The organism is Chryseobacterium cupriresistens, assembly GCF_046614675.1.
Classification (GTDB): domain Bacteria; phylum Bacteroidota; class Bacteroidia; order Flavobacteriales; family Weeksellaceae; genus Chryseobacterium; species Chryseobacterium cupriresistens.
This window is the reverse complement of the sequence record NZ_JBKKJT010000002.1, coordinates 294,275-318,680: the sequence shown is the minus strand read 5'-3', so window position 1 is coordinate 318,680 and position 24,406 is coordinate 294,275. Positions and strand designations below refer to the sequence as shown.

The following is a 24,406-nucleotide window of genomic DNA, read 5'->3' as shown; positions in this document are numbered from 1 at the left end:
ATTAGAAAGTAAATTTAAAGGATAGTGTATAACTTCTCGTCCCGGGATTATTGAAATAATCAAATCCATTAGTATTTGAACTTGCACCGGCAATAGATGTTTCCGGGTCTACACCTTTGTAGTTAGTAATTAAAAATAAGTTTCTAGCAGAAAAAGTAATCTGAGCATCTCTTATAAAAGATAGAGTTTGAGTATTAGATAGCATTTTACCAAAATTGTATGATAAACTTACATCTCTTAGCCTAAGCCAATTTATATCTCTTTCCATCTGTTGTTCATTTGCACTACCAGATCCATCTCCTAAAAAGCTTGAATAATACAGTTTGTTATTAATTGCTTTCGTATTAGGAGCACCAGTTTCAGTAACGCCTGGTATTGTATACATTGCTGACCTATCATCAGCAGAAGTCTGGGTTATTCCTAATCTATGCAATCTCGCTAATGTTCCGTTCCAGATATCACCACCTTTACGAATATCCAGTAAAAAACTTAAAGACAAGTTTTTATAACTGAAATTATTTCTGATTCCTCCTAACCAGTCCGGATTAGGGTTTCCAATAATTTGAGATTCTGCTGAAACTAATGGTAAACCATCAGATCCTATAATTAAGTTCCCAGCCGAATCTCTTTTCCAAGCCGTACCATAAAATACTCCCAAAGGTTCACCTTTAATGATGGCAGGAACAACATTTCCAGAAAAGAAATCACCTCCTTCACTAGAAAAATTTAAATTGTCTTGTATTTCAACAACTTTATTTACGTTTTTAGCCCAATTAAGATTTACACTCCAGTTAAAGTTTTGATTTTTAAGAATATCATACCCTAATTCTACTTCTATACCTTTATTTTCAACTGTAGGACCGTTGGTAAAATAATTCTGAAATCCCGAAGACGGTGCAACTGGAGCTTGGATAAGTAGGTCATAGTTGGTTGATTTGTAAGCACTCGCATTTAAGCGTAACCTTTTAAATAATTCTAATTCTAAACCTACTTCAAATTCGTCATTTCGCTCAGGCTTTAAATTTGGATTTTTCGCAATGGTAGTCAGTCCATAGGCACCAACTCCCATATATGGAGAAGTTAATTGCGGACCAAATGTATCAAAATAAGTTGGAGTTCCATAAGTGTTAACAATATTGTAAGGATTAGCAGATGCAAAAGTTTTCGCATAAGCTACTCTTACTTTTCCTAAATTAACCCAGTTTGGTAAATTTAATGTCTTATTAAACAGCCAAGATCCTGAAAAAGAAGGATAGAAATAGGAACTATTTTGTTTAGGCAGTGTACTGCTCCAATCATTTCTTCCTGTTAATGTTAAATAAAATTGGTCATAAAATCCTAATTCTGCCGAAGCCAATATCCCTCTTTTAATTTGTTTAAAATCTGTATTATTGGAGACAAAAGTCGTAAAATTAGAAAGGTTGAATTGATTAGGTTCCAACATTGTAGATCCTTGAGTATATTGATCATTTCCAAATTTAGAAATTATCTGCCCCCCAAAACTATAATTCAAATTAATGTTATCAGTAAAGTTAATTAATCCACTAAAGATCAAATCTAAATTGTATTGACTTTGTGTATAAATGTCTACAACGACCTGGCCTGTTCGGTCAGCTGTTGAATTACCATTACTTGAGAATGAATAATTCTGCTGAGCATGGGTTGTATATGTATCTACTCCCGCTCTCAACAATACATTCAAAGCTTTATTATAATTATATGTTAAATAACCACTGATAATGGACCTATTTGTCTCATCTTTATATGGATTATTGTATACTGTATAATATGGATTGTCATATGCTGCAAAATAATTTTTATTATATCCTTGTACAGTCTGATAATCTCTAAGGTCATAAGTTGCTGGTGTTCTCAGTAAAGACAACATTACTCCAGCAATATTACTCCCTTTCTGAGCTCTTACCCCATTTGTATTGGAGAACTTTACATCAGCTCCAGCTTTTAGCTTATCGGTTAATTTAAATTCAGAATTTACACCAAAACTTGTTTTTTTAAGCGAAGTATTTGGAATAATCCCGGTTTGATCAATATGTCCAAATGAAGCTCTGAAATTACCATAATCCCCGCCTCCTGAAAATGCCAGGTTATAATTTTGTGCAGTACCAGTCTCAAAAAAGTTTTTAGCATTATCATAGGCCTTCAAACCAGATACACTTGAAATTAAGGGTCCCCAACTTTGATTGGTTCCCCCTGTGACAGGAATACCATCAGAGCCATATTGAGCAGGTGCAATATAATTAACTCCATTAGTTCCGGCGGCATAAGTATTTTGAAGTTTCGGCAAGCGGGTAATCATATCAAAAGATACAGCTGTGGAGAAATCAATCCCAATTCCTTTTCTTTTTCTCCCTTTCTTGCTTGTATAAATAATTACACCATTTCTGGCATTTTCTCCATATAGTGCCGCTGCTGCACCTCCTTTCAAAATTGATACACTCTCAATATCATCAGGGTTTATATCAATAGCTCTGTTTGAGTCATCTACTCCAGCCAGATTACTGCCCTGCCCCGCATTATTATTGACAGAGTTATCAATGATCTGGCCATCTAAGACAATAATAGGCTGACTTGAAAGATTAATTGACTTTTGACCTCTGATCAGAATTTTACTTGATGCTCCCGGAGTACCAGATGAACCTGTAACCTGAATCCCGGCTGCTTTTCCTGCTAAGCCTTGAATAATATTTGCCTCTCCTGATTTTTTTAAATCATCTCCGTTTACTTGTGATGTAGCATACCCTATTGTCTTTTTCTCCTTTTTAATCCCGAGTGCGGTTACCACAACACCTTCAATCTCTTTTGTCTGTGTAATAGTATCTTTTTTCTTCTGCTGGGCATTTACAATAGCAACAGAAGAAGTTAATACTACAACAAGCAGACTCATTGTTAGTTTCTTCATATCAAAATTAATTTTTAGCCCGTAAAATTGTATTTTAATTAACAATTCAGCAAGAAAAAAATTAAAAAATAACAAATAAACCAACAAAAGAAAGCAAAAACAATTAAAAAAATTAAAAAATTACATAAAAATTAAGAAAATTAATAAAAAAAATAACATCAATATTTCGATTGATACTATTAACATAGATCCAGACATAATACCATATAAATCTGACGTTTATACATAGAATACACAAAATACGTTTTTTATTTTCTAAATAAATCCATTTCTAAATGATATTAAATTTAAAAAAACATTATTTGCACAAATAAAAAACCACCCGAAGGCGGTTTAATTTAATATGAATGTTAATAAAATATGTGTTAATTTTTATCCCAGAAAAGTTTTGTTGTAGCCTTATCTCCGCCAATTTTAGTACCCGCAGCTTTTACATTATCTCCGTTTAGCACATACTCCTGATCAGAATAAGGCATTCTATAGGGTACAGAAGATAAATTTGACTTCGGAGGATTCACAAGAATCGGATAGTCTAAACGTCTGGTAAAATTCCAACTTGCAAATCCTTTGTTAAACATAGCAATCCAAGCTTGTACACCTATAGACTGTTTCCAGTTTGCCGGATTATAAGGATGTGCAAGCACATATGCATCTGCAATAGTAGCGCTTACACCATTCTCCCTCATAGATTCATTCACTGCAATTGCATAAAGCTCTGCTGCTGTACCTCCTGCTGAATAACCTCTTGCAGCAGCCTCTGCTTTTAAGAAGGCTACTTCCGCATAACTAAAAAGGTTGGATGCTGCAGTAGCACTTCTGAAATAAGAGCTTAATTGAGAGAAGTTAGTGTATGGATCATTCAGCTCTCCAAAAACTCCTCCTTTATATACTCCTCCTACTTTGGTAAACCACACATCCATTCTTGGATCGGAAAGAGAACTCATAGTATTGATTGTTAATTCACTAGGCAAAAAATCATTTCTATTTGATGCTACTAAATTATCAAATACCGGATTTGAGAAAGTTCCGCCGTCATATTTAAATTTGTAAGCGTCGTCGTCAGAAGAAATAACCCCACTGGCTATTGCAGATTCAACGGTAGTTTTTGACAATGCAGGATCAACATCTGCTAAATTTATTCCTAATCTTAATTTAATAGAATTTGCAAATTTCTTCCATTTGGTCATATTACCTCCATAAACCAGATCTCCATAACCGGTAGCTGCAGGTTTTATAGTAGCCGTAACAGCATCGATTCTTTTGATCAAGTCAAGATAAATAGTCTTGGCATCATCATATTTAGGGGTTAATATTTCATCAGGTTTGAAAGCCTCAGAATAAGGAACATCTCCATAAGTATCCACGATATTTTCCCAAATAAATATTTCTTCAATTTCTAAAGTAGCCAATTTATTGATTCTAACATTTTCATCTGGTTCTACTTCTTTTACCAGGTTAACCTTTGCTTGTTTCAGATTATTAATACTGTAAACATACATTCTGTTAAAATGATTACGAGGCTGATTACGGGTTACTAAATTATATTGAGTTTCGTCCGGATATTGAGTTTCTGCCCATTGTTGTGTAAAGAATCTGTAATTATTAAAATTCACACTGGGGTTATCCATATAATAAGATGACTGATATAAGGCAGTAGCTAATAAATTGTCAGACGGAAGGATTGATGGATGTTTAGGGTCATCGTTAAGAGAAGTCAAATCACTTTGGCATGAACTTAAAGCCAACCCAATGCATGCAGACGCCAAACTTATTTTTATAATATTTTTCATTTTTAAAGTAATTTAGAATTTAAATGTAACATTGATACCCAAATCTCTTGTCGTAGGCATGGAACCAATTGACCATCCATAAGAGCTAAGTCCGCCGCCTACCATGGCTTCAGGATCAGCATATGGTAAATTTTTATGAATTATCCACAGATTTCTACCTACAATTGAAATCTTGGCATCATAAATCTTGGTACCTGCCAGTAAAGATTTTGGAAGCATATACCCAATACTTGCTTCTCTAAGCTTAATAAAAGATCCATCATAAACAAATTCGCTTGCTGGTCGGGTTTTGTATCCGGGAGAACCATTATTATCAACCGGTGATAATCCAATATTATTTGGAGTACCGTCAGGAAGAACACCAGGTAAAACAATAGGTTTATCCCTAAAATCTCCTTCAGCTGTTTCTTTGTACAGACCGGATGACAATCCATAATACATATCTGTTGAGAATATATCCCCTCCTTTACGCATATCAATTAAAAAGCTTAAAGAGAAACCTTTATAGCTAAAGCTATTTCTAATACCTCCAATCCAGTCCGGGGTAGTATTACCTATCACCTGATTTGGGTTTTGTAAATATTTTCCTGTCTTAGGATCGATAACTTTTTGTCCATTTAAATAGGTATAATCAGCACCAATCAATGTTCCCCAAGCTTCACCAACTCTGGCGTTTAAAGATACCCCACCCTGAAAACTATTTAATAGATAGTTATTAATTCCCGGATATAATTCTACTACTTTATTTTGATTTTTTGACCAGTTGGCATCAATATTCCAAGTAAAATCTTTTGTCTTTATTGGCACTAGTCCTAGCTGTACTTCAACCCCGCTATTATCAATTCTACCAGCGTTGAATATTTTACCTGTATATCCTATAGCTGCAGAAGTAGGAAGTGGAGAAAGTATCTGAGGAGTAGTTCTTGTTTTATAATAGGCGAAATCAACCGTTATTCTGTCTTTTAAGAAATGTGCTTCAGTTCCGACTTCAAATTCATTGGCCTTTTGCGGTTGCAGACCTGGGTAAGGTTGATTTAAAATAGAGTTATAAATTCCTTGATTAGATAAAATTCCAGCAGGTCTATAATTATTAAATAATTGATAAGAAGCAGCAGATCCTCCAACCTGAGCATAATTTGCTCTTATTTTCCAGAAATTCATCCATCTTTTAGTATCTAGAATTTCGGACATAATTAACGATCCTGTAATAGAAGGGTAGTTAAAAACATTATTACCTTTTAAAAGGGTTGATGTTTCTTCTATTCTGAATGTTGCATCTAAATAGAATTTTTTATAAAAATCAAAGGAAGCTGTTGCGTACCATGAGTTAGTTTGTATTGTATACTCAGTTTCATCTGCAGCTAGTGGTGCCTTTTTAGAGTTGGATAGGGCATAAATCCCAGGTACAATTAGTCCTCCTTCTGTTGATGCATAGACTGAATTATAATAATTTCGACGTATATTTCCTCCTACAACTCCGGAAAGGTTAATATTATCCGTGATATCAAATTTGTAATTCACCATTAAGTCATAGTTGGTCTCTGTCTGCAGTATGTCTCGTCTTCCATATCCAGAACCAATGGTGTTATTTGATTGTCCAAAAGCCTGAGGCAAAGAACCAACTGCCAATCTAGTTTCTGCTATAAGATTTGATCTGTCATATGAAACTTTTCCGGTAACAGAAATATTATCAAACAGATCATATGTTACCAGGCCATAAGTGAAATTCCTGTATCTTTTGTCTGAAGAATAATTCTGATAGGCCTGAAAATATGGATTGTTCCAATATGCAGGTGCTCCATTTGCTGCAGACTTTCTGTTCCAGGTAACATTACCAAAGTTATTGGATGCATTGGCTACATTTGGATCTACATTTGCAAAATATAAGTTTTGCAGAGCATCAATATCTACGTTAGTCTGCCACCATTGTCTGAAACCGGTAGCTATATTGTTTGAATAACCCGTAATACTCCTACCTTTAGTATCCTGTAAAGTTATTGTTGAATAGAAAGACGAATGCAATTTAGGCGTTAGATCATAATTAATCTTTAAAGAGAAATTATTTTTATTAAGATGAGAGTTAGGTATTAACCCATCGGACATCATATTTTCATAGGTAAAACTAATATTTTTTCCTTTTTGCCCTTTTTCTAAAGTTACGCTGTTAATATATGAGGCTGGATTTTCGAAAAATTTAATCGGTCCATTCTTAGCGGCCACCCAAGGAGTTGCTTTTTGATAATTGGGGGATAAAGGATTAAATGAATCCCACTGATATACCAATAAATTAGGATCAAATTTAGGGCCCCATGAAGCATCTGCTCCAAAATTCGCATTATTCAAACCATCAGAAGCCTGTGTACCGAATTTTTGAGAATAACCGGCACCATATCTTGTCTGATATTCAGGAAAAGTAGACTTATCAATAAATCCTACCTGTACTGCTGAGGAAAACGTCACACCCCAAGAACCATCATCTTTTCCTTTTCCATTTTTAGTTGTAATAACAATTACTCCATTTAACCCTCTTTCACCGTAAAGGGCTGAAGCCGCTGCTCCTTTTAATACGTTTATGGATTCAATATCTTCCTGGTTGATATCAGAAAGAGCATTACCGTAATCAATTGAGTTTTCCCGGGTACTGGTGTTGTTAACAGGTGATCCATCAATAACAATTAACGGATTTCCGCCGGCAAGCGACTTCACCCCTCTTATAACCAAATTGGAAGATCCTCCAAAGTTGTTATTTGTAGTAACATTAAGACCGGCCACCTTACCTGATAATTGCGCTGCAATATTTCCTGTATTTGTTGTCCCGTCTGACAAAGCGCTTGCTTTAATTTCCTGCGACGCATACCCCAAAGATTTTTTTTCTCTTTTAATACCAAGTGCAGTGACTACCACTCCTTCAATTTCTTTTGCTTTAATTGTATCTTTCTTCTCCTGAGCACTTACAATTGCCATAGAGGAAGTCAATACTAAAACAAGAAGACTTGTTGTTAGTTTCTTCATATCAATTATTTTTATATCCGTACAAATTTGTCGAATATATTCAATAATTCAAATAAAAATGTTAAAAAAAATAAAAATTTATCACGAACAAGCAGTAAAAACTATTAATTAACAAAAATTTTAAATTAAAAAAAAGATATATACAAATAAAATACTATAGTTTTAACAAATTAACAAAAATATTTCAATCAACTTAAGCACTTAAAATAATTTAATTGCTAAATAAATGATATTATTAAATAAAAAAAACCGCCCGAAGGCGGTATAATATGAATGTTGTTAATACGTTTTAATTTTTATCCCAGAAAAGTTTTGTTGTTGCTTTATCTCCTCCAATTGCATTCGCAGCTGCTGAAACGTTAGCATTATTGACTACATATTCCTGATCAGAATATGGCATCCTGTAAGGCATCCCCCCAATATAAGATGATGCTGGAGCAGTAAGTACAGGACTATCTAATCTTCTCACAAAATTCCAAGCAGCAAAAGGATTATTCCACATAGCAACCCATCCTTCATATCCGATAGATTGTTTCCAGTTTGTTGCATTATATGGATTGGCTAAGATGTAAGCTGCAGCATCAGTTGCAGATATTCCATTTTCAGTCATAGATGCAGTAACTGCTGCAGCATATAGACCAGCTGCTGTTCCTCCTGCATTATATCCTCTTGCCGCAGCTTCAGCTTTCAGGAATAAAACTTCAGTATAGCTTAATAGATTTGCAGGAGCATTACCTGTTAAAAAAGTAGGATTTACATGAGAAAAATTAGAAAATGTGTTTAAAGTACCGTAGACACCCCCCTTATAAGCTCCTCCAATCTGAGTAAAATAAGCTCCTCTTCTTGGATCTGATTTAGCATTCATTGGGTTTACAATAACATCCGATGGTAAAAAATCATTCCTCCCTGAAGCTACTAAATCATCAAATAATGGATTTGTAAAAGTATTTCCATCAAATTTCAATGAATAAGAGCTATCATTTGAATCAATTACTCCACCACTGATAGCACTTTCAGCTACTGATTTTGATGTTGCAGGATCAACATCTGCAAGATTAATTGCTAATCTTAATTTAATTGAATTGGCAAGTTTAACCCATTTATTCATATCTCCTTTGTAAACAAGATCTTCAGGGTATCCAGCTTTAGTCTTATTAATTTTTGCTATTGCTGCATCTAATCTCGTTATTAAATCAAGATAGATTGATTTAGCATCATCATATTTTGGAGATTTAATAGTTTCTGCTTGCAAAGCCTCTTTATAAGGTACATTACCAAATGTATCCACAATATTTTCCCAAACAAAAATGGAAGCAATTTCTAGAGTAGCCCATTTGTTATTAACTACATCAGCATCAGCATTAATCTCTGTTGGAAGATCTTTTTTAGCTTGCTCAAGAGGTGCTAATGTATAAACATACATTCTTCTGAAGTGATTTCTTGGCTGAGCTCTAGTAGTCAAATTATAATTGGTTTCCTGTACATAGGTTGTCTCTGTCCATTGTTGCGTAAAAAAACGATAATTATTAAAGTTTACACTACCCGTATACATATAATAGAATCCTTGAAACATACTTGTTGCCAATAAATTCCCTGTTGGTACAGTTGAAGGGTGCTTGGGATCCTCATTCAGAGAGGTAAGATCGCTTTGACATGAGTTAAACAATAATAACGAAGCAACAACACCTCCAGCGTATAATATATTTTTAAACTTTTTCATTTTAATAAATTTTATTTTTAGAATTTAAAGGTAAAATTAACACCCAATTCTCTTGTTGTAGGAAGAGCTCCCACAGATGATCCATATGAATACAATCCACCCATTTGAGATGATTCAGGATCTGCATATGGAAGATTCTTATGAATAATCCAAAGGTTTCTACCCACGATAGAGATTTTAGCCTCATTCATGAAGGTATTTGCCAATATACTCTTAGGAAGAGAATACGTAATACTAGCTTCTCTTAGCTTTACAAAAGATCCATCATATACAAATCTTTTGTCAGGAGCAATGGCATACCCATCATTTGGATTGTTACCATATTCTAAAGGATTAACTACATCTGTGTTAACTGGTGTTGTATTTACCTGACCATTAGGATTAACTCCGGCTAATACAGGTATATTTGTTCTATAACCATCAACAGCAGTTTCAGGGAATAATCCACTCGCTAATCCATAATACATATCTGATGAAAATACATCCCCTCCGTGACGAACATCTATTAAGAAACTTAATGAGAAATTTTTATATCTAAATGAATTTCTTAATCCACCTGTCCATTTAGCTTGAACATTTCCGATTACTTTATTACTCTCTGTTTGATACAATCCTGTCTCAGGATCCACCACTTTCTCACCATTTAAGTAAACATAATCACTACCATAGATATCTCCCCACTGGTTTCCAACTGAAGCCACTATGGAAGCGCCTCCTACTAATCCTACGAGTTGATATACCTGCAGACCAGCATCTAGCTCTACAACCTTACTTTTGTTTTTAGCCCAGTTGACATCTATATCCCATGCAAAATCTTGTGTTTTTATTGGGCTTACTCCTAAATGTAATTCGATCCCTTTATTGTTAATTTGTCCCGCATTGATTGCTGCACCAAGTTTCCCGGAACCAGCTGAAATATCCGGAGTAATAAGTTGGTCAAATGTCTTTGTATCATAATACGCCCCATCAAGAACAATTCTGTCTTTTAAAAAGTGAACTTCCGTACCAAACTCAAATTCTCTGGATCTCTGAGGTCTTAAATTTTCATTTTTTAGAATTGTTTGAGGTCTGTAGATATTAATATTTCCATTTCCTGTATTAAAATATCCTGCTGTATAATAAGAATATTTCAATTGGTAAGAATCAGCAGTACCTCCTACTTCTGCATAGTTTCCTCTTAATTTCCAAAAATTCATTACTGATTTATCAGATTTTAAAAGTTCTGATAAAATTACTGATCCGGAAACAGACCCATAAGTATATTTGTTATTACCATCAGGTAAAGTTGAACTCGCATCTCTTCTAATTGTTCCATCCAGATAGAATACTTTATTAAAATCAAATGAAGCCGTAGCATATAAACTGTTAGTTTGTATTGTTCCTTCAAACTCTACTGGGTTTAATAAAGGAGCTTTGGAATTATCTAATGAGTAATATCCTCGCTTAATTAGACCACCTTCCGTTGATGCTTCGATAGAACTCTCATGATTTCTTCTTACATTTCCTCCAACTATACCACTGATGTTTAACCACGAAGTAATATCATATTTATAATTTGCGAATAAATCAAAGTTTGTTTCACTTCTACTTAAATCATATCGATGATATCCAGAGCCTATAGCTTTTCCTGAAACTCCAAAATTTTGAGGATACGACCCCTCAGCAAGCCTTCTTTCAAAAACTAAATTAGTATTATCGTAACTAAGCTTACCTGTAATATTAATATGATCATTTACATCATAAGTTAACTGAGCATACGAAAATGTTCTTGTTCTATCATCAGTAGAATAGTTTTGATATCTCTGAAAATATGGATTGTTCCAAAAGGCAGGCTTTCCATTTGATCCACTTTTTCTATTCCACGTAACATTTCCGTAGTTATTAGCTACTGTAGGATTTCCAACATTATTAAAGTAAGCATTTTTCAACGCTTCCAAATCAACATTTGTCTGCCACCATTGTCTGAAACCTGTAACAATATTGTCGTTATAACCAGTCTCTGTTCTACCTGTCGTTCCCTGTATTGTTAGGGTTGTATAGACTGTCGCGTGTAATTTAGAATTTAAATCGTAGTTTACTTTAGCCGAAATTGTATTTTTTCTTAAATCTGAATTTGGTAAAAGACCACTAGACATGTTATTATCATATGTCAAATTAAAATTAAATCCTTTACTTCCCTTTGATAAGGAAATGGAATTAATAAATGACATAGGTGTTTCGAAAAATTTAAGAGGCCCATTTTTTGCCGCTACCCAAGGGGTTGCTTTTTTATAATTAGGGGATGTTGGATCAAATGAATCCCACTGATAAACTAATAAATTAGGGTCAAACTCTGGCCCCCATGATGCATCTTCTCCAAAATTGGCATAATCTTTACCGTCTGCTGCACTCCCATAATAAAATGAAGGATCATATCCACCACCATATCTAGTCTGGTATTTTGCAAATGTAGATTTATCTATAAAACCAGCCTGTACTGAGGATGATAAAGTTACCCCCCAAGAATTGTCTTCTTTTCCTTTACCGTTCTTTGTTGTAATTACAATTACACCGTTAAGTCCTCTTTCTCCGTATAAAGCAGAAGCAGCAGCTCCTTTTAGTACGTTTACAGACTCTATATCTTCTTGGTTAATATCTGATAAGGCATTACCTAAATCAAACCCTCCATTCTGATTACCAAATGAGGTAGATGAATTATTGACTGGAGAACCATCAATTACAATTAAAGGATTACTTCCTCCTAAAGATTTTACTCCTCGAATAACCAAGTTTGAGGATCCTCCGAAATTAGAATTCGTTGTTACATTTAAACCAGCAACTTTACCAGATAACTGAGATGCTATATTTCCCGTATTTGTAGTTCCATCAAAAAGTTTATCCGCCTTAACTTCCTGCGACGCATAACCTAAAGATTTTTTCTCTCTCTTGATTCCAAGTGCAGTAACGACTATACCTTCAATTTCTTTAGTCTGTGAAGTTGTATCATTTTTCTTCTGCTGAGCATTTACAATTGCAACGGAAGAAGATAATACAACAACAAGAAGACTCATTGTTATTTTCTTCATATCAAATTAATTTTGTACGCTACAAATTTGTAAAACTTTCTTAATAACACAAAGAAAAAAACAAAAAAAATAACAATATTTCAACATTATATAAAAAAAACTAATGAAAGTATACTATTTTTTGTTAAAAAACAAATATTTAACAAAAATAAACCATTAAGACATTATATTTTTTTAAGAAATATTAACAATAATAAATATTTATATTATCTATAGAAAAAATGCACAAAAAGTACATCAAACCAACTGATTAACAATAAAATAAGTCACTTATAAAAGATAAAAAACTCTATAAAAATCAAAATACAATGCAATGCATATGATATTTTCACCCTGAAAAAGGAATCAATTACCCACAAATAGTGAAAAAAATATATTTAAATTACCAGAATCCGAATAGAAATAAATAATAACTGAAATAATGACAATAATAAATCCTATAAAATACTTTCCTGTAAAATTTTATATTTTTGCAGTATATAACAATTCATGGAGCTAATAAAAAACTGGTCAAACCTTTACATCGAAGCAGGATGTGATGAAGTAGGAAGAGGGTGCTTAAGTGGGCCGGTGGTAGCGGCAGCGGTAATTTTGGATGATGATTTTGAACAAAATCTGGTTAATGATTCAAAAAAGCTAACGTTTAAAACACGTATGGAACTGGATAGCTACATTAAAGATAATGTGAAAAACTACGCCATCGCAGAACTACCTCCATCCTTTATTGATGAGCATAATATTCTCAATGCAAGTATCCATGCAATGCATCGTGCGCTGGACAGACTAACGATAACTCCTGAACTTATTCTGGTGGACGGGAATAAATTTCATCCTTATAACTACATCCCTCATCAATGTATTATCAAGGGAGATTCTAAAGTATTATCGATTGCTGCAGCGTCTATTCTTGCCAAAAATTATAGAGACAAGTTAATGATTCAGCTTCATGAAGAACATCCTGAATATGGGTGGGATACCAATTTTGGCTATGCTACTAAAAAACATCAGGATGCGCTTATTAAACATGGACCGACCCGATATCACAGACAGTCTTTCAGACTGAAATATGATTAAAAGTAACTGATTTTCAATTATTAAATTTTCATCCACTGATTGAAAATTTAAAATCATTCTAAATAAATTACAGATAAAAAAAGAGAAGCAATTGTTCAATTGCTTCTCTTTTTTAACGTATTATTAAGAATTTATTTCTTTTTATTTCTTTGTTGTTCCTGAGCTTTTTGCTGCTCCTGAGCCTTCTCCATCATTTCTCTCATTCTCTTCTGGAATTTACCTTCCGCTTTCGGTTTTTCCTTATTAGACTGAATCTGGGCATGGATTTTCTTTTCATCCAGGATCAAATACTTAATAACAAGGATAATCAGAATATTAATCGCATTCGATACAAAATAATACCATGAAAGACCTGAAGCCGAAGTATTAAGGAAGAACAGGAATGTAATCGGGAAGATATACATTAATACCTTCATGTTTGGCATTCCTTCCTGCTGAGGCTGCTGCATATTTCCTGAAGTCATAACAGTATAGATTAAAATAACAACTGTACAGGCTAAAGCGAAAATACTTAAATGGTCTCCAAGGAAAGGAACTTTAAACGGAAGCTTGATCAAATCATCATACGCTGTCAAATCTTTGGCAAACCAGAACCCTTGACCTCTAAGATCAATAAAGTTCGGGAAGAAACGGAATAAGGCATAGAAAATTGGAATCTGTACCAATGCCGGTAAACATCCCGCCATCTGATTCACTCCGGCTTTTCTGTAAACCTCCATCGTTGCCTGCTGCTTCTTCATCGGATCTGCATCCTTAAACTTCGCATTCACCTCGTCAATTTCCGGACGAATCACCTTCATCATAGCACTTAACTTGTGCTGTTTATACATAATTGGCGACAGGATCAGCTTTACGATGATCGTCATTACAAAAATCACCCAACCTGCTGATAATCCCCACGCAGCAATAATACTGTATAACCACATGAAAAAATAACGGTTCATTGCCCCGATGAATGACCAGCCTAACGGAAGGATTTCATCAAAATTCTTATCGTAAGATTTAAGCAATGGCAAATCCAATGGCATAAAATACCATGTGAAATCCTGATTCAGCTCACTTCCGGTCATCTGAACAAAACCTTCGTAGTTGAATTTCTTCAGATACTCTCCTTCTTCAACATTTTCCTGATTACCTTTACTTTGTGTAAATCCGTTTTTAGCTTCAATCACTGAAGAGAAAAACTGCTGCTTTACACCAATCCAGTTAAGAGTCTCTTTTTCTTCCTCCATGGTAGTTCTTCCATCATAATCATAGTCTTTATAATTATTGAAGGCATAAGAAAATTCTGAGTGAGACTGTTCCTGAGCTCTACCTTTTTCAAGGTTTCTTACGTTATAATCCCAGATAAAATCTGCTTTGTTATCAGAAGTAATTTTAGAAAGTCCCTGAGTTCTTACTTTAAAATCAAGGGTATATTTTGGTAATAGTGTGTAAATGAATTGAATGACGGCACCATTGTAATCTGCAGTTAAGGTTACAGCATTTCCATTAACAGCTGGTGAGAAAACTAAATCTTTAGTATTAACGATTTTCCCTGTTTTATCTTTAAACTGAAAACCGTAGTTTGAGTTATTCTTTGTGATAAGATAAAGCGGCTGATCTGCATTATCTGTTTTGTGGTTGTAGGCTTTATATTTTAAAAGTTCTACTTTGGAAACCTGTCCTCCTAAGCTTGAAAATTCAAGTTTCAATTCATTATTCCCAAGACTTGCTGTCTGAATGGCATTAGGAGTTACATTTGGATTGATATTGCTTGCCTGAGTTTGCTTTACGGCATTTTTTGCCTGTTCCGTTTTCTGCTCCTGAGCTTTCAACTCCGCTTCTTTCGTTTGTTTGTTCTGAAAATAGAACATAAAACCGAAGAGAACAAGGCATAAAACCGCGAAACTAATCATTTGCTTCTTATCGATTCCGTTGTTTTGTTGCATTTTATTTTATATTAAAATTTTAAATTTAAAATGTACGTACGGGTGTACATAATTTGAGCTGACAAAAATACTGTTTTTTTATCAAAACTCTATGCTTTACGTTGTTACTATATAATAAACTCAGGCTGATTATTCTCAGCCTGAGTTTATATGTAGACGTTTATGATAAAATTTTACCTTATTTCTTTTCGCAAGCTTTGATGAAAGCTCTGAATAAAGGATGCGGTGTTGCTACCGTACTCTTATATTCCGGGTGATACTGAACCCCTACATAGAACGGGTGATCAGGAAGTTCAAGCGCTTCTACCAAACCTGTTTCAGGGTTAGTACCTGTAGCAAGGAAACCATTCTTTTCAAATTCCTGAAGATAATCACTGTTGAATTCATAACGGTGACGGTGTCTTTCAGAGATATTTTTGTTTCCGTAGATATCGTATAATTTAGAACCGTTTTTCAATGAGCACTTCCATGCTCCAAGACGCATTGTTCCTCCTTTATCTACTACATTTTTCTGTTCTTCCATCAAAGAAATTACAGGATCAGGAGTAGCGGTATCAAATTCCATGGAGTTTGCTTTGGTATGTCCTAAAACATTTCTTGCAAATTCAATCGTCATAATCTGCATTCCTAAACAGATTCCCAACATTGGAATTTTATTTTCTCTTGCATATTTTGCGGTAAGAACTTTTCCTTCAATTCCTCTGTCTCCGAAACCTGGAGCTACAAGAATACCATTCACACCTTTCAGTGTATCTTTGATATTTTCTTCCGTAATATCCCCACTGTATACCCATCTAACTTTGACTTCAGTTTCAAGGTCAGCTCCGGCATGTTTGAAAGCCTCAGCAATTGAAATGTACGAATCCTGAAGGGAAACATATTTTCCAACCAAAGCAATTTCAACGGTTTTCTTAGGATTCTGGAATTTTTTAAGGAAACTCTTCCAGTCTTTAAGATCAGCATCTTTATCACTTTTCAGATCCAGTTCTTTCAAAACTACATCATCAAAGTTCTGCTTCTGAAGGTACATCGGAACTTCATAAATGGTTTCAAGATCTTTACATTCAATAACATTATCTAAAGGAACGTTACAGAACTGAGCCAATTTTGCTCTCTGATCTTTAGGAATTTTATGTTCTGTTCTGCACACCAAAACATCAGCCATAATTCCGCTTTCCATCAGCTGACGAACGGAATGCTGGGATGGTTTTGTTTTTAATTCTCCACTTGAAGCCAGATAAGGCAGTAAAGTAAGGTGAATCACCATAGAATTACTCTCTCCCAATTCCCACTTCAACTGGCGAACAGTTTCAATGTATGGTAAAGATTCGATATCTCCTACAGTTCCTCCGATCTCAGTAATAATGATATCGTAGTTCTGTTTTGAAAGGATTTTAATTCTACGTTTGATTTCGTTAGTAATATGAGGAATTACCTGAACTGTTTTTCCAAGGAAGTCTCCTTTTCTTTCTTTTTCAATTACAGTCTGGTAGATTTTTCCTGTAGTAACGTTGTTGTTTTGGGATGTAGGAGCATCAAGGTAACGCTCGTAGTGGCCTAAATCCAGATCCGTCTCTGCACCATCTTCAGTCACATAACACTCTCCGTGCTCATAAGGATTCAAAGTTCCTGGGTCGATATTGATATAAGGATCTAATTTTTGGATCGTTACATTAAAGCCGCGTGATTTTAGTAGAAGTCCCAGAGAAGCAGAAACGATTCCCTTTCCCAAAGATGAAGTTACACCTCCTGTCACAAAGATGTACTTTGTATTCTTTTTACTCATTAGATTAGGTTTGTGCAAAGTTAGGGGAAAAAGAAATACAAAGCAATCTTTTACATTTTGAAAATGATAAAACACCCCTCAAACAACTATAAAACCAGATAAAAATTTTTATTAATATTGATCTAAACAAATGAAACAAAGCTACAACCCAAAGGATTGTCGCCTATCAGCAAAAAAGGTTTTCCATTTGAGCGGAAAACCTTTTTATATTTTATATTCTGAATATTATTGCTTAGTCAGTTCAAAGTAAGCTGTTACTTCAACATCTTTCGCGATTCCGGCTCCTGACGGGTCATATTTGATTCCATAATCCAGACGATTCACGGTAAATTTGGTCTGAATTCCCATAATCTCTTTTCCGTCCTTATTTTTTGTAATTCCTCCAAACGTAACCGGAGCAGTAATTTCTTTTTCCACGCCCTTCATCGTCAGTTTCCCTTTTACGATGTAATTATTGTTCTTATCTTTTGTAACGGAAGAACTCTTAAATTCAATCGTAGGATATTTGGCAACATCGAAAAACTCTTCGCTGATAAGATGTCTGTCTCTCATGTCCACTCCTGTATTAATGGAAGGGACACTGATAGAAAAACTCAAATCGGCATTATCCAGATTAGCACCACCAGTGGCTGCTTTTCCGTCAAATTTATCAAACCTTCCCTGCACAAAACTGATTCCCATGTGCTTGATATTAAAATTGATTGATGAATGCATCTGGTCTACCTGCCAGCTTCCCTGTGCAAAAGCAACAATACTTACAAGCGTAAATACGAAAGATAAAAATACTTTTTTCATTGTAATGATATTTTACATTAATATATTTTAATTGAATAAAGCTAAGATATGAAAGATATTCCTATCACAGACGTATTAGTTTTTTTATATTAAACCCATTTACATTCTGAAAAAAAAATGCTTTTTTATAACTTCGCAGTATGGCAAAACTGAAAACAGCATATTTCTGTCAAAACTGCGGAACCCAGTACCCTCAATGGCTGGGGCAATGTAAAAACTGTGGAGAGTGGAATACATTAGTGGAAGAGATTGTGGAAAAACCTTCTCACAAAACACCTCCCTTTTCGAAAACCAAACAACATGTTATCAATATTGTTGAAGTAGAAACCAGCGAAGAACCTAGAATAAAAACACCTTCCGAAGAGCTGAACCGTGTTTTAGGAGGCGGCATCGTTTTGGGTTCTGTGACCCTGATTGGTGGTGAACCGGGAATCGGGAAATCTACCCTTCTGCTTCAGCTTGCTTTAAAAATGAAGAAAAAAATCTTCTATGTTTCCGGGGAAGAAAGTGCTTCTCAGATCAAAATGAGAGCAGACAGGCTTACGGATATTCAGAATCCGAACTGTTTTCTTTTTACTGAAACTTCACTGGAAAAAATCCTTCATGAGGCCAAAAAACTGGAGCCGGATTTCATGATCATCGATTCTATACAGACGCTGCAGTCTCAGCTGATAGAGAGTTCTCCGGGAACCGTATCCCAAATCCGGGAATGCTCCAATGAGATCATCAAATATGCCAAAGAAAACAATACTCCGGTATTTCTTGTAGGCCACATCACCAAAGACGGACAGATTGCCGGGCCAAAGGTTCTTGAGCACATGGTGGATGTTGTTCTGAATTTTGATGGAGACAGGAATCACCTGTTCAGATTACTAAGAGCCAATAAAAACCGTTTCGGGTCCACTTCAGAAATCGGAATTTATGAAATGATCTCACAGGGATTGAAAGAGATTAAAAACCCTTCGGAAATATTGATTACCAAGAAGTTTGAGGAACTTTCAGGGAACTCCGTTGCAGTAACTCTGGAAGGAAACAGACCTATGCTTCTTGAAATACAGGCACTGGTAAGTACCGCCGTTTATGGTACTCCTCAAAGAAGCAGCACCGGTTTTGATTCCAAAAGGTTGAATATGCTTTTAGCCGTACTGGAAAAAAGAGCTGGTTTTCAATTGGGGGCAAAAGACGTTTTCCTTAATATTACCGGAGGAATAAAGACAGACGATCCGGCACTGGATCTGGCGGTGATCGCTTCTGTTCTTTCATCCAACGAAGATATTGCTATTTCCGAACATTACTGCTTTGCCGGAGAAATTGGTCTGAGTGGAGAAATACGTCCGGTAGCCCAGATTGAGCAGAGAATTACTGAAGCAGAAAAACTGGGTTATGAAAAAATATTTGTTTCCAACCTTAATAAAATCCCGAAAAGAAAATTTGGAATCAAGATTGAAGAAGTGAGTAAAATTGAGGATTTTCACGAGAGACTGTTCTAGAGTGAATGGTCAATTTTGCTTCGCAAGTCAATGGTCAATTGGAATGAAGATAAAAAAATTCACAAGCGAAGAGGATTCATTATAGGTAAAATTGTGAATGGTTAATTTTGCTTCGCAAGTCAATCGTCAATTGAAATGAAGATAAAAAAATTCACAAGCGAAGAGGATTCACTATCGGTAAAATTGTGAATGGTCAATTTTGCTCCGCAAATCAATCGTCAATTGGGGTGTGGATAAAAATTCACAAGCGAAGCGAATTGACAATTGATAGAATTTTGACTGGTCAATTTTACTACGTAAGTCAATAGTCAATTAATATCACGATAAAAAATTCACAAGCGAAGCGAATTCACTTTTCACCTTTCACTATCCACATTTAATTCATACCTTTAAATTATGAATTATCTGGCTCATTCTTTTCTTTCTTTTACCGACGGGCAAATCGTGGGGCAATTTCTCGAAGATTTCATCCGCAACAGAGATCGTTTTTCTTTCCCGAAGGAAATTCAGGACGGAATTACCCTGCACAGAGCGATTGATACATTTACAGATTCTCATCCTGCTATTCACGAAGCCAAAAAAGTATTTGCTCCTTTGGTAAGACTGTACGCCGGTGCATTTGTTGATGTTTCAATGGACCATTTTGTAGCCAGAGATCTTTCCCTGAATTCCCTGGCAGAATGGAAAGCACATTCTCTTCATGTTTACAATGTTTTGAATGCCCATGAACAGTGGCTTCCTGAAAATTTTAAAAAGATTCTGGTTAAAATGGAACAGGATGACTGGCTTTATAATTACCGTGAAGACTGGGGAATTAAATTCAGTATTCAGAATGTACTGAATAAAGCCAAATATCTGGATAAAGATATTCCTGTTTTTGAAGCTTTTTTAAAAAATAAAGATCTTTTTCAACAGTGTTATGATGATTTTTTTCCTGATCTGCTGGCTCACGCCAAAGGAATCAATACATTGCTTCAGCTGGAAAACTGATATTCTTAAAACTGTTTATAGAGATAACGGTTGGGATAGGTAAGTTTTTCACTGTTTCTTTGCCCGTTTACAATGATATGAACAATATTGATCTGATCATCAAAAAGGTTATATAAAAAACTGACAGCAGCTTCTACTTTTTTCGGAACGGGCACCGGTTCTGACTCAAGAAAGATATCTACAGATTCCTGATCTTCTTTATAACCAATATAATTTACTTTTAAAAATTTGTTATCAGCCTTTAACCTGAAATATTCTGAACAATATTTTTGCAGGGCATCATTCAGTTTCGCCTTATATTTTTCGTCATTAAAATGGAAAGCACTTCCATATTTTTTCCCCAGCCCATTTTCCATGTCATCAAGAAAGAATCTTCCGGTTACTTCAAAGGTTCTGGATTTTGAATTATAATTAATTTCAACAGATCCTACATGGTATGGATGAACCGCATCACTGCTCACAAAGCTCTGAAAAACAATTGTCATCAAAAAAAGAAATCCCCAAAAAAACTTACCCGGCATGAATTTTATTTTACAGCAAATATAAAAAAAGCAGCAGTTATACAACCGCTGCTTTTGATTATAATGGATTGATGAATTTATTGCTTCATTACTTTTTTCGTAATTTTTGTGTTATCATCCAATGCAATGGTAAACAGATACGTTCCTCTTACCAGTTCTGAAACATCAATTTTACCGGAATTTTTATCTACATTGACCGTTTTAACCAATTTTCCTGAAGCATCATAAATAGTTACTGTCCCTTTAGAATATCTGCCTAACGATACATTTACAAAATCTTTTGCAGGATTCGGGGTGATGTTCACTTCTGAATTTATTTTAATATCTGCTGTTCCCAATGTTGTTCCTGTTTTTACAAAATATCCGCCAAAACCTGTCGTCTGGAAGCTCACTTCCCAATATTGGTAAGTATCATTCCAGATAATATCTGCAATATTCGGGGTAATCATTGTGGCAGTTCCTCCAAAAGAAGCTACGGTACCTGTAGTACTTGTTCCTGTATATTTTTCAATAAGAAGATTTGCTTTATTCGCAACATCAGTAGGTGAAGTAGGTAATTTCACTGCATTGGTCAGATTATAGGCATCGAAATCACTCTGTTTGAAATATAAGGTTACTTTACCGGTAGCTGTGGTAGTGTTTGCATCCGAATTGATTTCATATCTTCTTGCCACATAGTTGGGCTGTGCATTATCAACCCACACTTTGGATGTTACATTTCCTGTTACGGTACTGGCTGTTTCTTTTTCTATTCTTGAGATAAGCTGGCAGGAATTTGTAAAATAATTGTAACCATTTGTCACCGTACCGGCTTTCGTCTGGTTGGAAGTTGCCAAATTCTTTACTTCAGCAACATTTTCGTAGACCACGGCTCTCATTTTAAGATCAAATGTTCTTGAAGTCCAGGTAGTACCGTCTGTAGAAGTCTTAGATCTGTTATTCACTACTGCATTTTCAGCTTTCATGGCAATCCTTCCTCCTAACCCGTTTACGACAATATAAAATTCTTTTCCGGTTACCATTTGAATATTCAGATCTGAAAGGTTCACATAATTCCAGGTAAATCTTTGAACGTTATTAAGCCATGAAGTAATGGTTTTAGTTGCTATAATATCTCCTGGGTTTCCATTGGCATCCACTTTTCTGATTTGGATATCAACCGGAATATCCGAAGGAAGAGAAGTACCTGTTAAGAATGAAAAACCGCCCAGTTTTCCTGTCAATGTCGGCGTATATCTTACTGCCAGGGCAATATTATCAAAGTAATAATTAGATTCTGTATTGGCAATAATATAAGGTTCATCGTATCCTACAGTTTCAAAATTAGATTTTACACAACCTAATTCATCCGTAACAGCTTTGTAAATATCTAATTTCCCATATCCCCATCTCATATTGGGAACAGTTCCTGTTGCCCCATCCATTCTTGCATTGGAAGTAAGACGTGCTTTCACCTGAGCTGCCGTTAATGAAGGATTAGCCTGAAGCAGTAAGCCGACAGCTCCTGCTACCCCCGGTGAAGACATACTTGTTCCCTGGTTTTTTACATAATAATTGGTTCCGGCAATAATATCTGTTGAGCCAGGAGCAGAATCAGCTGATCGGGAAGAAATCACGTTCTGTCCTGAGCCTGCAATATCCGGTTTCTGAACACCATCTACTCTTGGTCCCTGGGCACTGAATGAAGAGATGGATTCTTGCGGAGTAAGTGTAAAGTAGCCGCTTGCTCCACTGTACCAACTGGCTCTTCCCATATAGGAAGCTACCGTGATGGCGTTGGAAGCATTTCCCGGTGATCCTACAATATATTCATTATCCCCGTTTTGTAAGGTGGTTTGCACTCCCTGACTATACAGCCAGCCGTGGGCTGTGATCTGCTGGGTTCCGTTGTTGGTAATTTCCAATGAATAATTCCCCTGAACATTGGTGGTTCCGGAGGTTCTGGTTACTACCAGCTGCACATACCTTTTATTGTTGTCGTTACTCCAATAGTTGTACATAGTTGCGGTAAGACCTCCTCCCAATATAGTGTGAGCAGTGTTTGTACTGATATTCTGTGTATACTGCTGTCCGTCCGGAGTGGTTAATTTTGCAGTAACGGGAGTATTGTCATTGGCATACATAATGAATGAGAATACTGAAGCTGCGGAAGTGTTGCTTGCTACGGTAAAGTTATATGTTTGTGCCGCACCGGCTGCAATATCTACTTTTCTGTGAAGATTAGCTCCATAATCATTTCCTGCTGAAATCACAACAACTCTTCCCGCTCCTGAAGTGGTAAAACTATTCACTGCTACTTCATGGCTGGAGGTTCCGTCGTGGGCACTACTCTGACCACCGATACTCATATTAACGACAATGGGCTTATTAAGAGCCGTTGCCACGTTCTTGAAATACGTTAAAGCATTAATGGTATTGGTTGTGGGAAAAGACCCGTTGCCACCTTTTACAAAAACAATATCTGCATCAGATGAGAATCCCTTATGTCTTTTATCGGCAAAGGCTGCACCATTCCCGGCTGCTGTACCTGAAACGTGGGTTCCGTGACCATTAATATCATTTTCACGAACAAAACCTGTTGGTGTTCCGTCCAGTTCATCTTCAATCTGCGCTCGGGTATATTCTACACCAGTAGAAAACCCTATCGGGGCGGTTTCTCCCGCCTGTGCAGTTAATGTCTGATCCCAAATGGAAACAATTCTGCTTTTGGTCTGATCATCGGCTTTTCTGAAATCCGGGTGTTTCCAGTCTATTCCGCTGTCATAAATTCCTACCAGAACACCTGTTCCGTTATAAGCGGTGTTATTGAAAACTCCATCCTGCAAAAGGCTTGCTCCGGACTGAGCTCTGCTCACATCATTATGAAGTTCATCAAATTCCGGCGCCATTACAGAGGTTACATAAGGAAGCTGCATCAGTCTTTCAATATCTTCAATGGTAACCAAAGCTGTGGAGAAAGCCGGCAGCTGGCTCTGAATAATAAAACCGTCTGCTTTCAGTTTTTCCGGTTCTTTGGTATAAATAATACATGAATACATGGTTTGTGCTCCCTTTGAAGTCACTACCAGATGCTTATCAAGTTTCATATCAGGACGTTCCAAATCCCTAACAGATCTTCCATTGGCTATATTTTCCTTATTTTTCAATAAAATATCAAACCGGGAGTCCAGTTTTTGTACCTGTCCGTAAAATGCATAGGAATATAATCCTAAAAACGCTGCTGCAGCATTTCTGAGAAGCTTCGCTCCTCCGGGTGAAATGTTTACATTTGTAGAAAATAATTTTTTAATATCCATAATTCATTTTTAAGCA

General features: G+C 35.7%; 13 protein-coding genes. 3 read left to right on the top strand and 10 right to left on the bottom strand.

The genetic code is table 11. The annotated features are described in order from the left end of the window. Window position 1: 1 nt before the first annotated feature. The 5 genes from ACLI50_RS06690 to ACLI50_RS06670 all read right to left on the bottom strand — a co-directional run bounded on the left by ACLI50_RS06690 (window position 2) and on the right by ACLI50_RS06670 (window position 12,507). On the bottom strand, window positions 2-2,920 hold the full coding sequence (locus ACLI50_RS06690) for a SusC/RagA family TonB-linked outer membrane protein (RefSeq protein ID WP_411413422.1): 2,919 nt from the start codon (window positions 2,918-2,920) through the stop codon (window positions 2-4). A 365-nt stretch (window positions 2,921-3,285) separates the two neighbouring features. Then, the gene (locus tag ACLI50_RS06685) at window positions 3,286-4,710 is read right to left on the bottom strand and encodes a SusD/RagB family nutrient-binding outer membrane lipoprotein (RefSeq protein ID WP_343643108.1); all 1,425 of its coding nucleotides are present in this window, start codon (window positions 4,708-4,710) and stop codon (window positions 3,286-3,288) included. Between the two features lie 12 nt (window positions 4,711-4,722). Further along, entirely contained in the window at window positions 4,723-7,722 is a 3,000-nt protein-coding gene (locus tag ACLI50_RS06680; protein ID WP_411413421.1) for a SusC/RagA family TonB-linked outer membrane protein, read from the bottom strand. Window positions 7,723-8,011: 289 nt separating this feature from the next. After that, window positions 8,012-9,442, bottom strand: a complete 1,431-nt coding sequence (locus tag ACLI50_RS06675; protein ID WP_343643106.1) for a SusD/RagB family nutrient-binding outer membrane lipoprotein — start codon at window positions 9,440-9,442, stop codon at window positions 8,012-8,014. A 17-nt stretch (window positions 9,443-9,459) separates the two neighbouring features. Then, the gene (locus ACLI50_RS06670) at window positions 9,460-12,507 is read right to left on the bottom strand and encodes a SusC/RagA family TonB-linked outer membrane protein (protein WP_411413420.1); all 3,048 of its coding nucleotides are present in this window, start codon (window positions 12,505-12,507) and stop codon (window positions 9,460-9,462) included. 489 nt (window positions 12,508-12,996) lie between these two features. Between ACLI50_RS06670 and rnhB the strand changes: the two genes are divergently transcribed. Beyond that, window positions 12,997-13,581, top strand: a complete 585-nt coding sequence (gene rnhB / locus ACLI50_RS06665; protein ID WP_110008137.1) for a ribonuclease HII — start codon at window positions 12,997-12,999, stop codon at window positions 13,579-13,581. Window positions 13,582-13,712: 131 nt separating this feature from the next. Here the strand turns inward: rnhB and yidC are convergent, their stop codons facing one another. From yidC to ACLI50_RS06650, 3 genes are all read right to left on the bottom strand, one after another. Then, window positions 13,713-15,512 (bottom strand): membrane protein insertase YidC, encoded by a 1,800-nt coding sequence (gene yidC, locus ACLI50_RS06660; RefSeq protein ID WP_227943270.1) that lies wholly within the window; start codon window positions 15,510-15,512, stop codon window positions 13,713-13,715. Between the two features lie 178 nt (window positions 15,513-15,690). After that, window positions 15,691-17,298 carry a CTP synthase gene (pyrG, locus tag ACLI50_RS06655; RefSeq protein ID WP_110008139.1) on the bottom strand — a complete coding sequence of 536 codons (1,608 nt, stop codon included), beginning with the start codon at window positions 17,296-17,298 and terminating at the stop codon, window positions 15,691-15,693. A gap of 225 nt (window positions 17,299-17,523) precedes the next feature. Next, entirely contained in the window at window positions 17,524-18,093 is a 570-nt protein-coding gene (locus ACLI50_RS06650; protein WP_110008140.1) for a YceI family protein, read from the bottom strand. A 140-nt stretch (window positions 18,094-18,233) separates the two neighbouring features. Here ACLI50_RS06650 and radA point away from each other — a divergent pair, with 140 nt between their 5' ends. Continuing rightward, window positions 18,234-19,583, top strand: coding sequence for a DNA repair protein RadA (gene radA / locus ACLI50_RS06645; protein WP_343640748.1), 1,350 nt, complete (start codon window positions 18,234-18,236; stop codon window positions 19,581-19,583). Window positions 19,584-19,979: 396 nt separating this feature from the next. Then, a complete protein-coding gene (locus ACLI50_RS06640) occupies window positions 19,980-20,573 on the top strand; it encodes an acyl carrier protein phosphodiesterase (protein WP_411413419.1) in 594 nt (197 codons plus the stop codon). Between the two features lie 5 nt (window positions 20,574-20,578). Here the strand turns inward: ACLI50_RS06640 and ACLI50_RS06635 are convergent, their stop codons facing one another. Further along, the gene (locus ACLI50_RS06635) at window positions 20,579-21,094 is read right to left on the bottom strand and encodes a DUF6702 family protein (RefSeq protein WP_411413418.1); all 516 of its coding nucleotides are present in this window, start codon (window positions 21,092-21,094) and stop codon (window positions 20,579-20,581) included. A gap of 77 nt (window positions 21,095-21,171) precedes the next feature. Beyond that, window positions 21,172-24,390 (bottom strand): S8/S53 family peptidase, encoded by a 3,219-nt coding sequence (locus ACLI50_RS06630; RefSeq protein WP_411413417.1) that lies wholly within the window; start codon window positions 24,388-24,390, stop codon window positions 21,172-21,174. Between the last annotated feature and the right edge of the window lie 16 nt (window positions 24,391-24,406).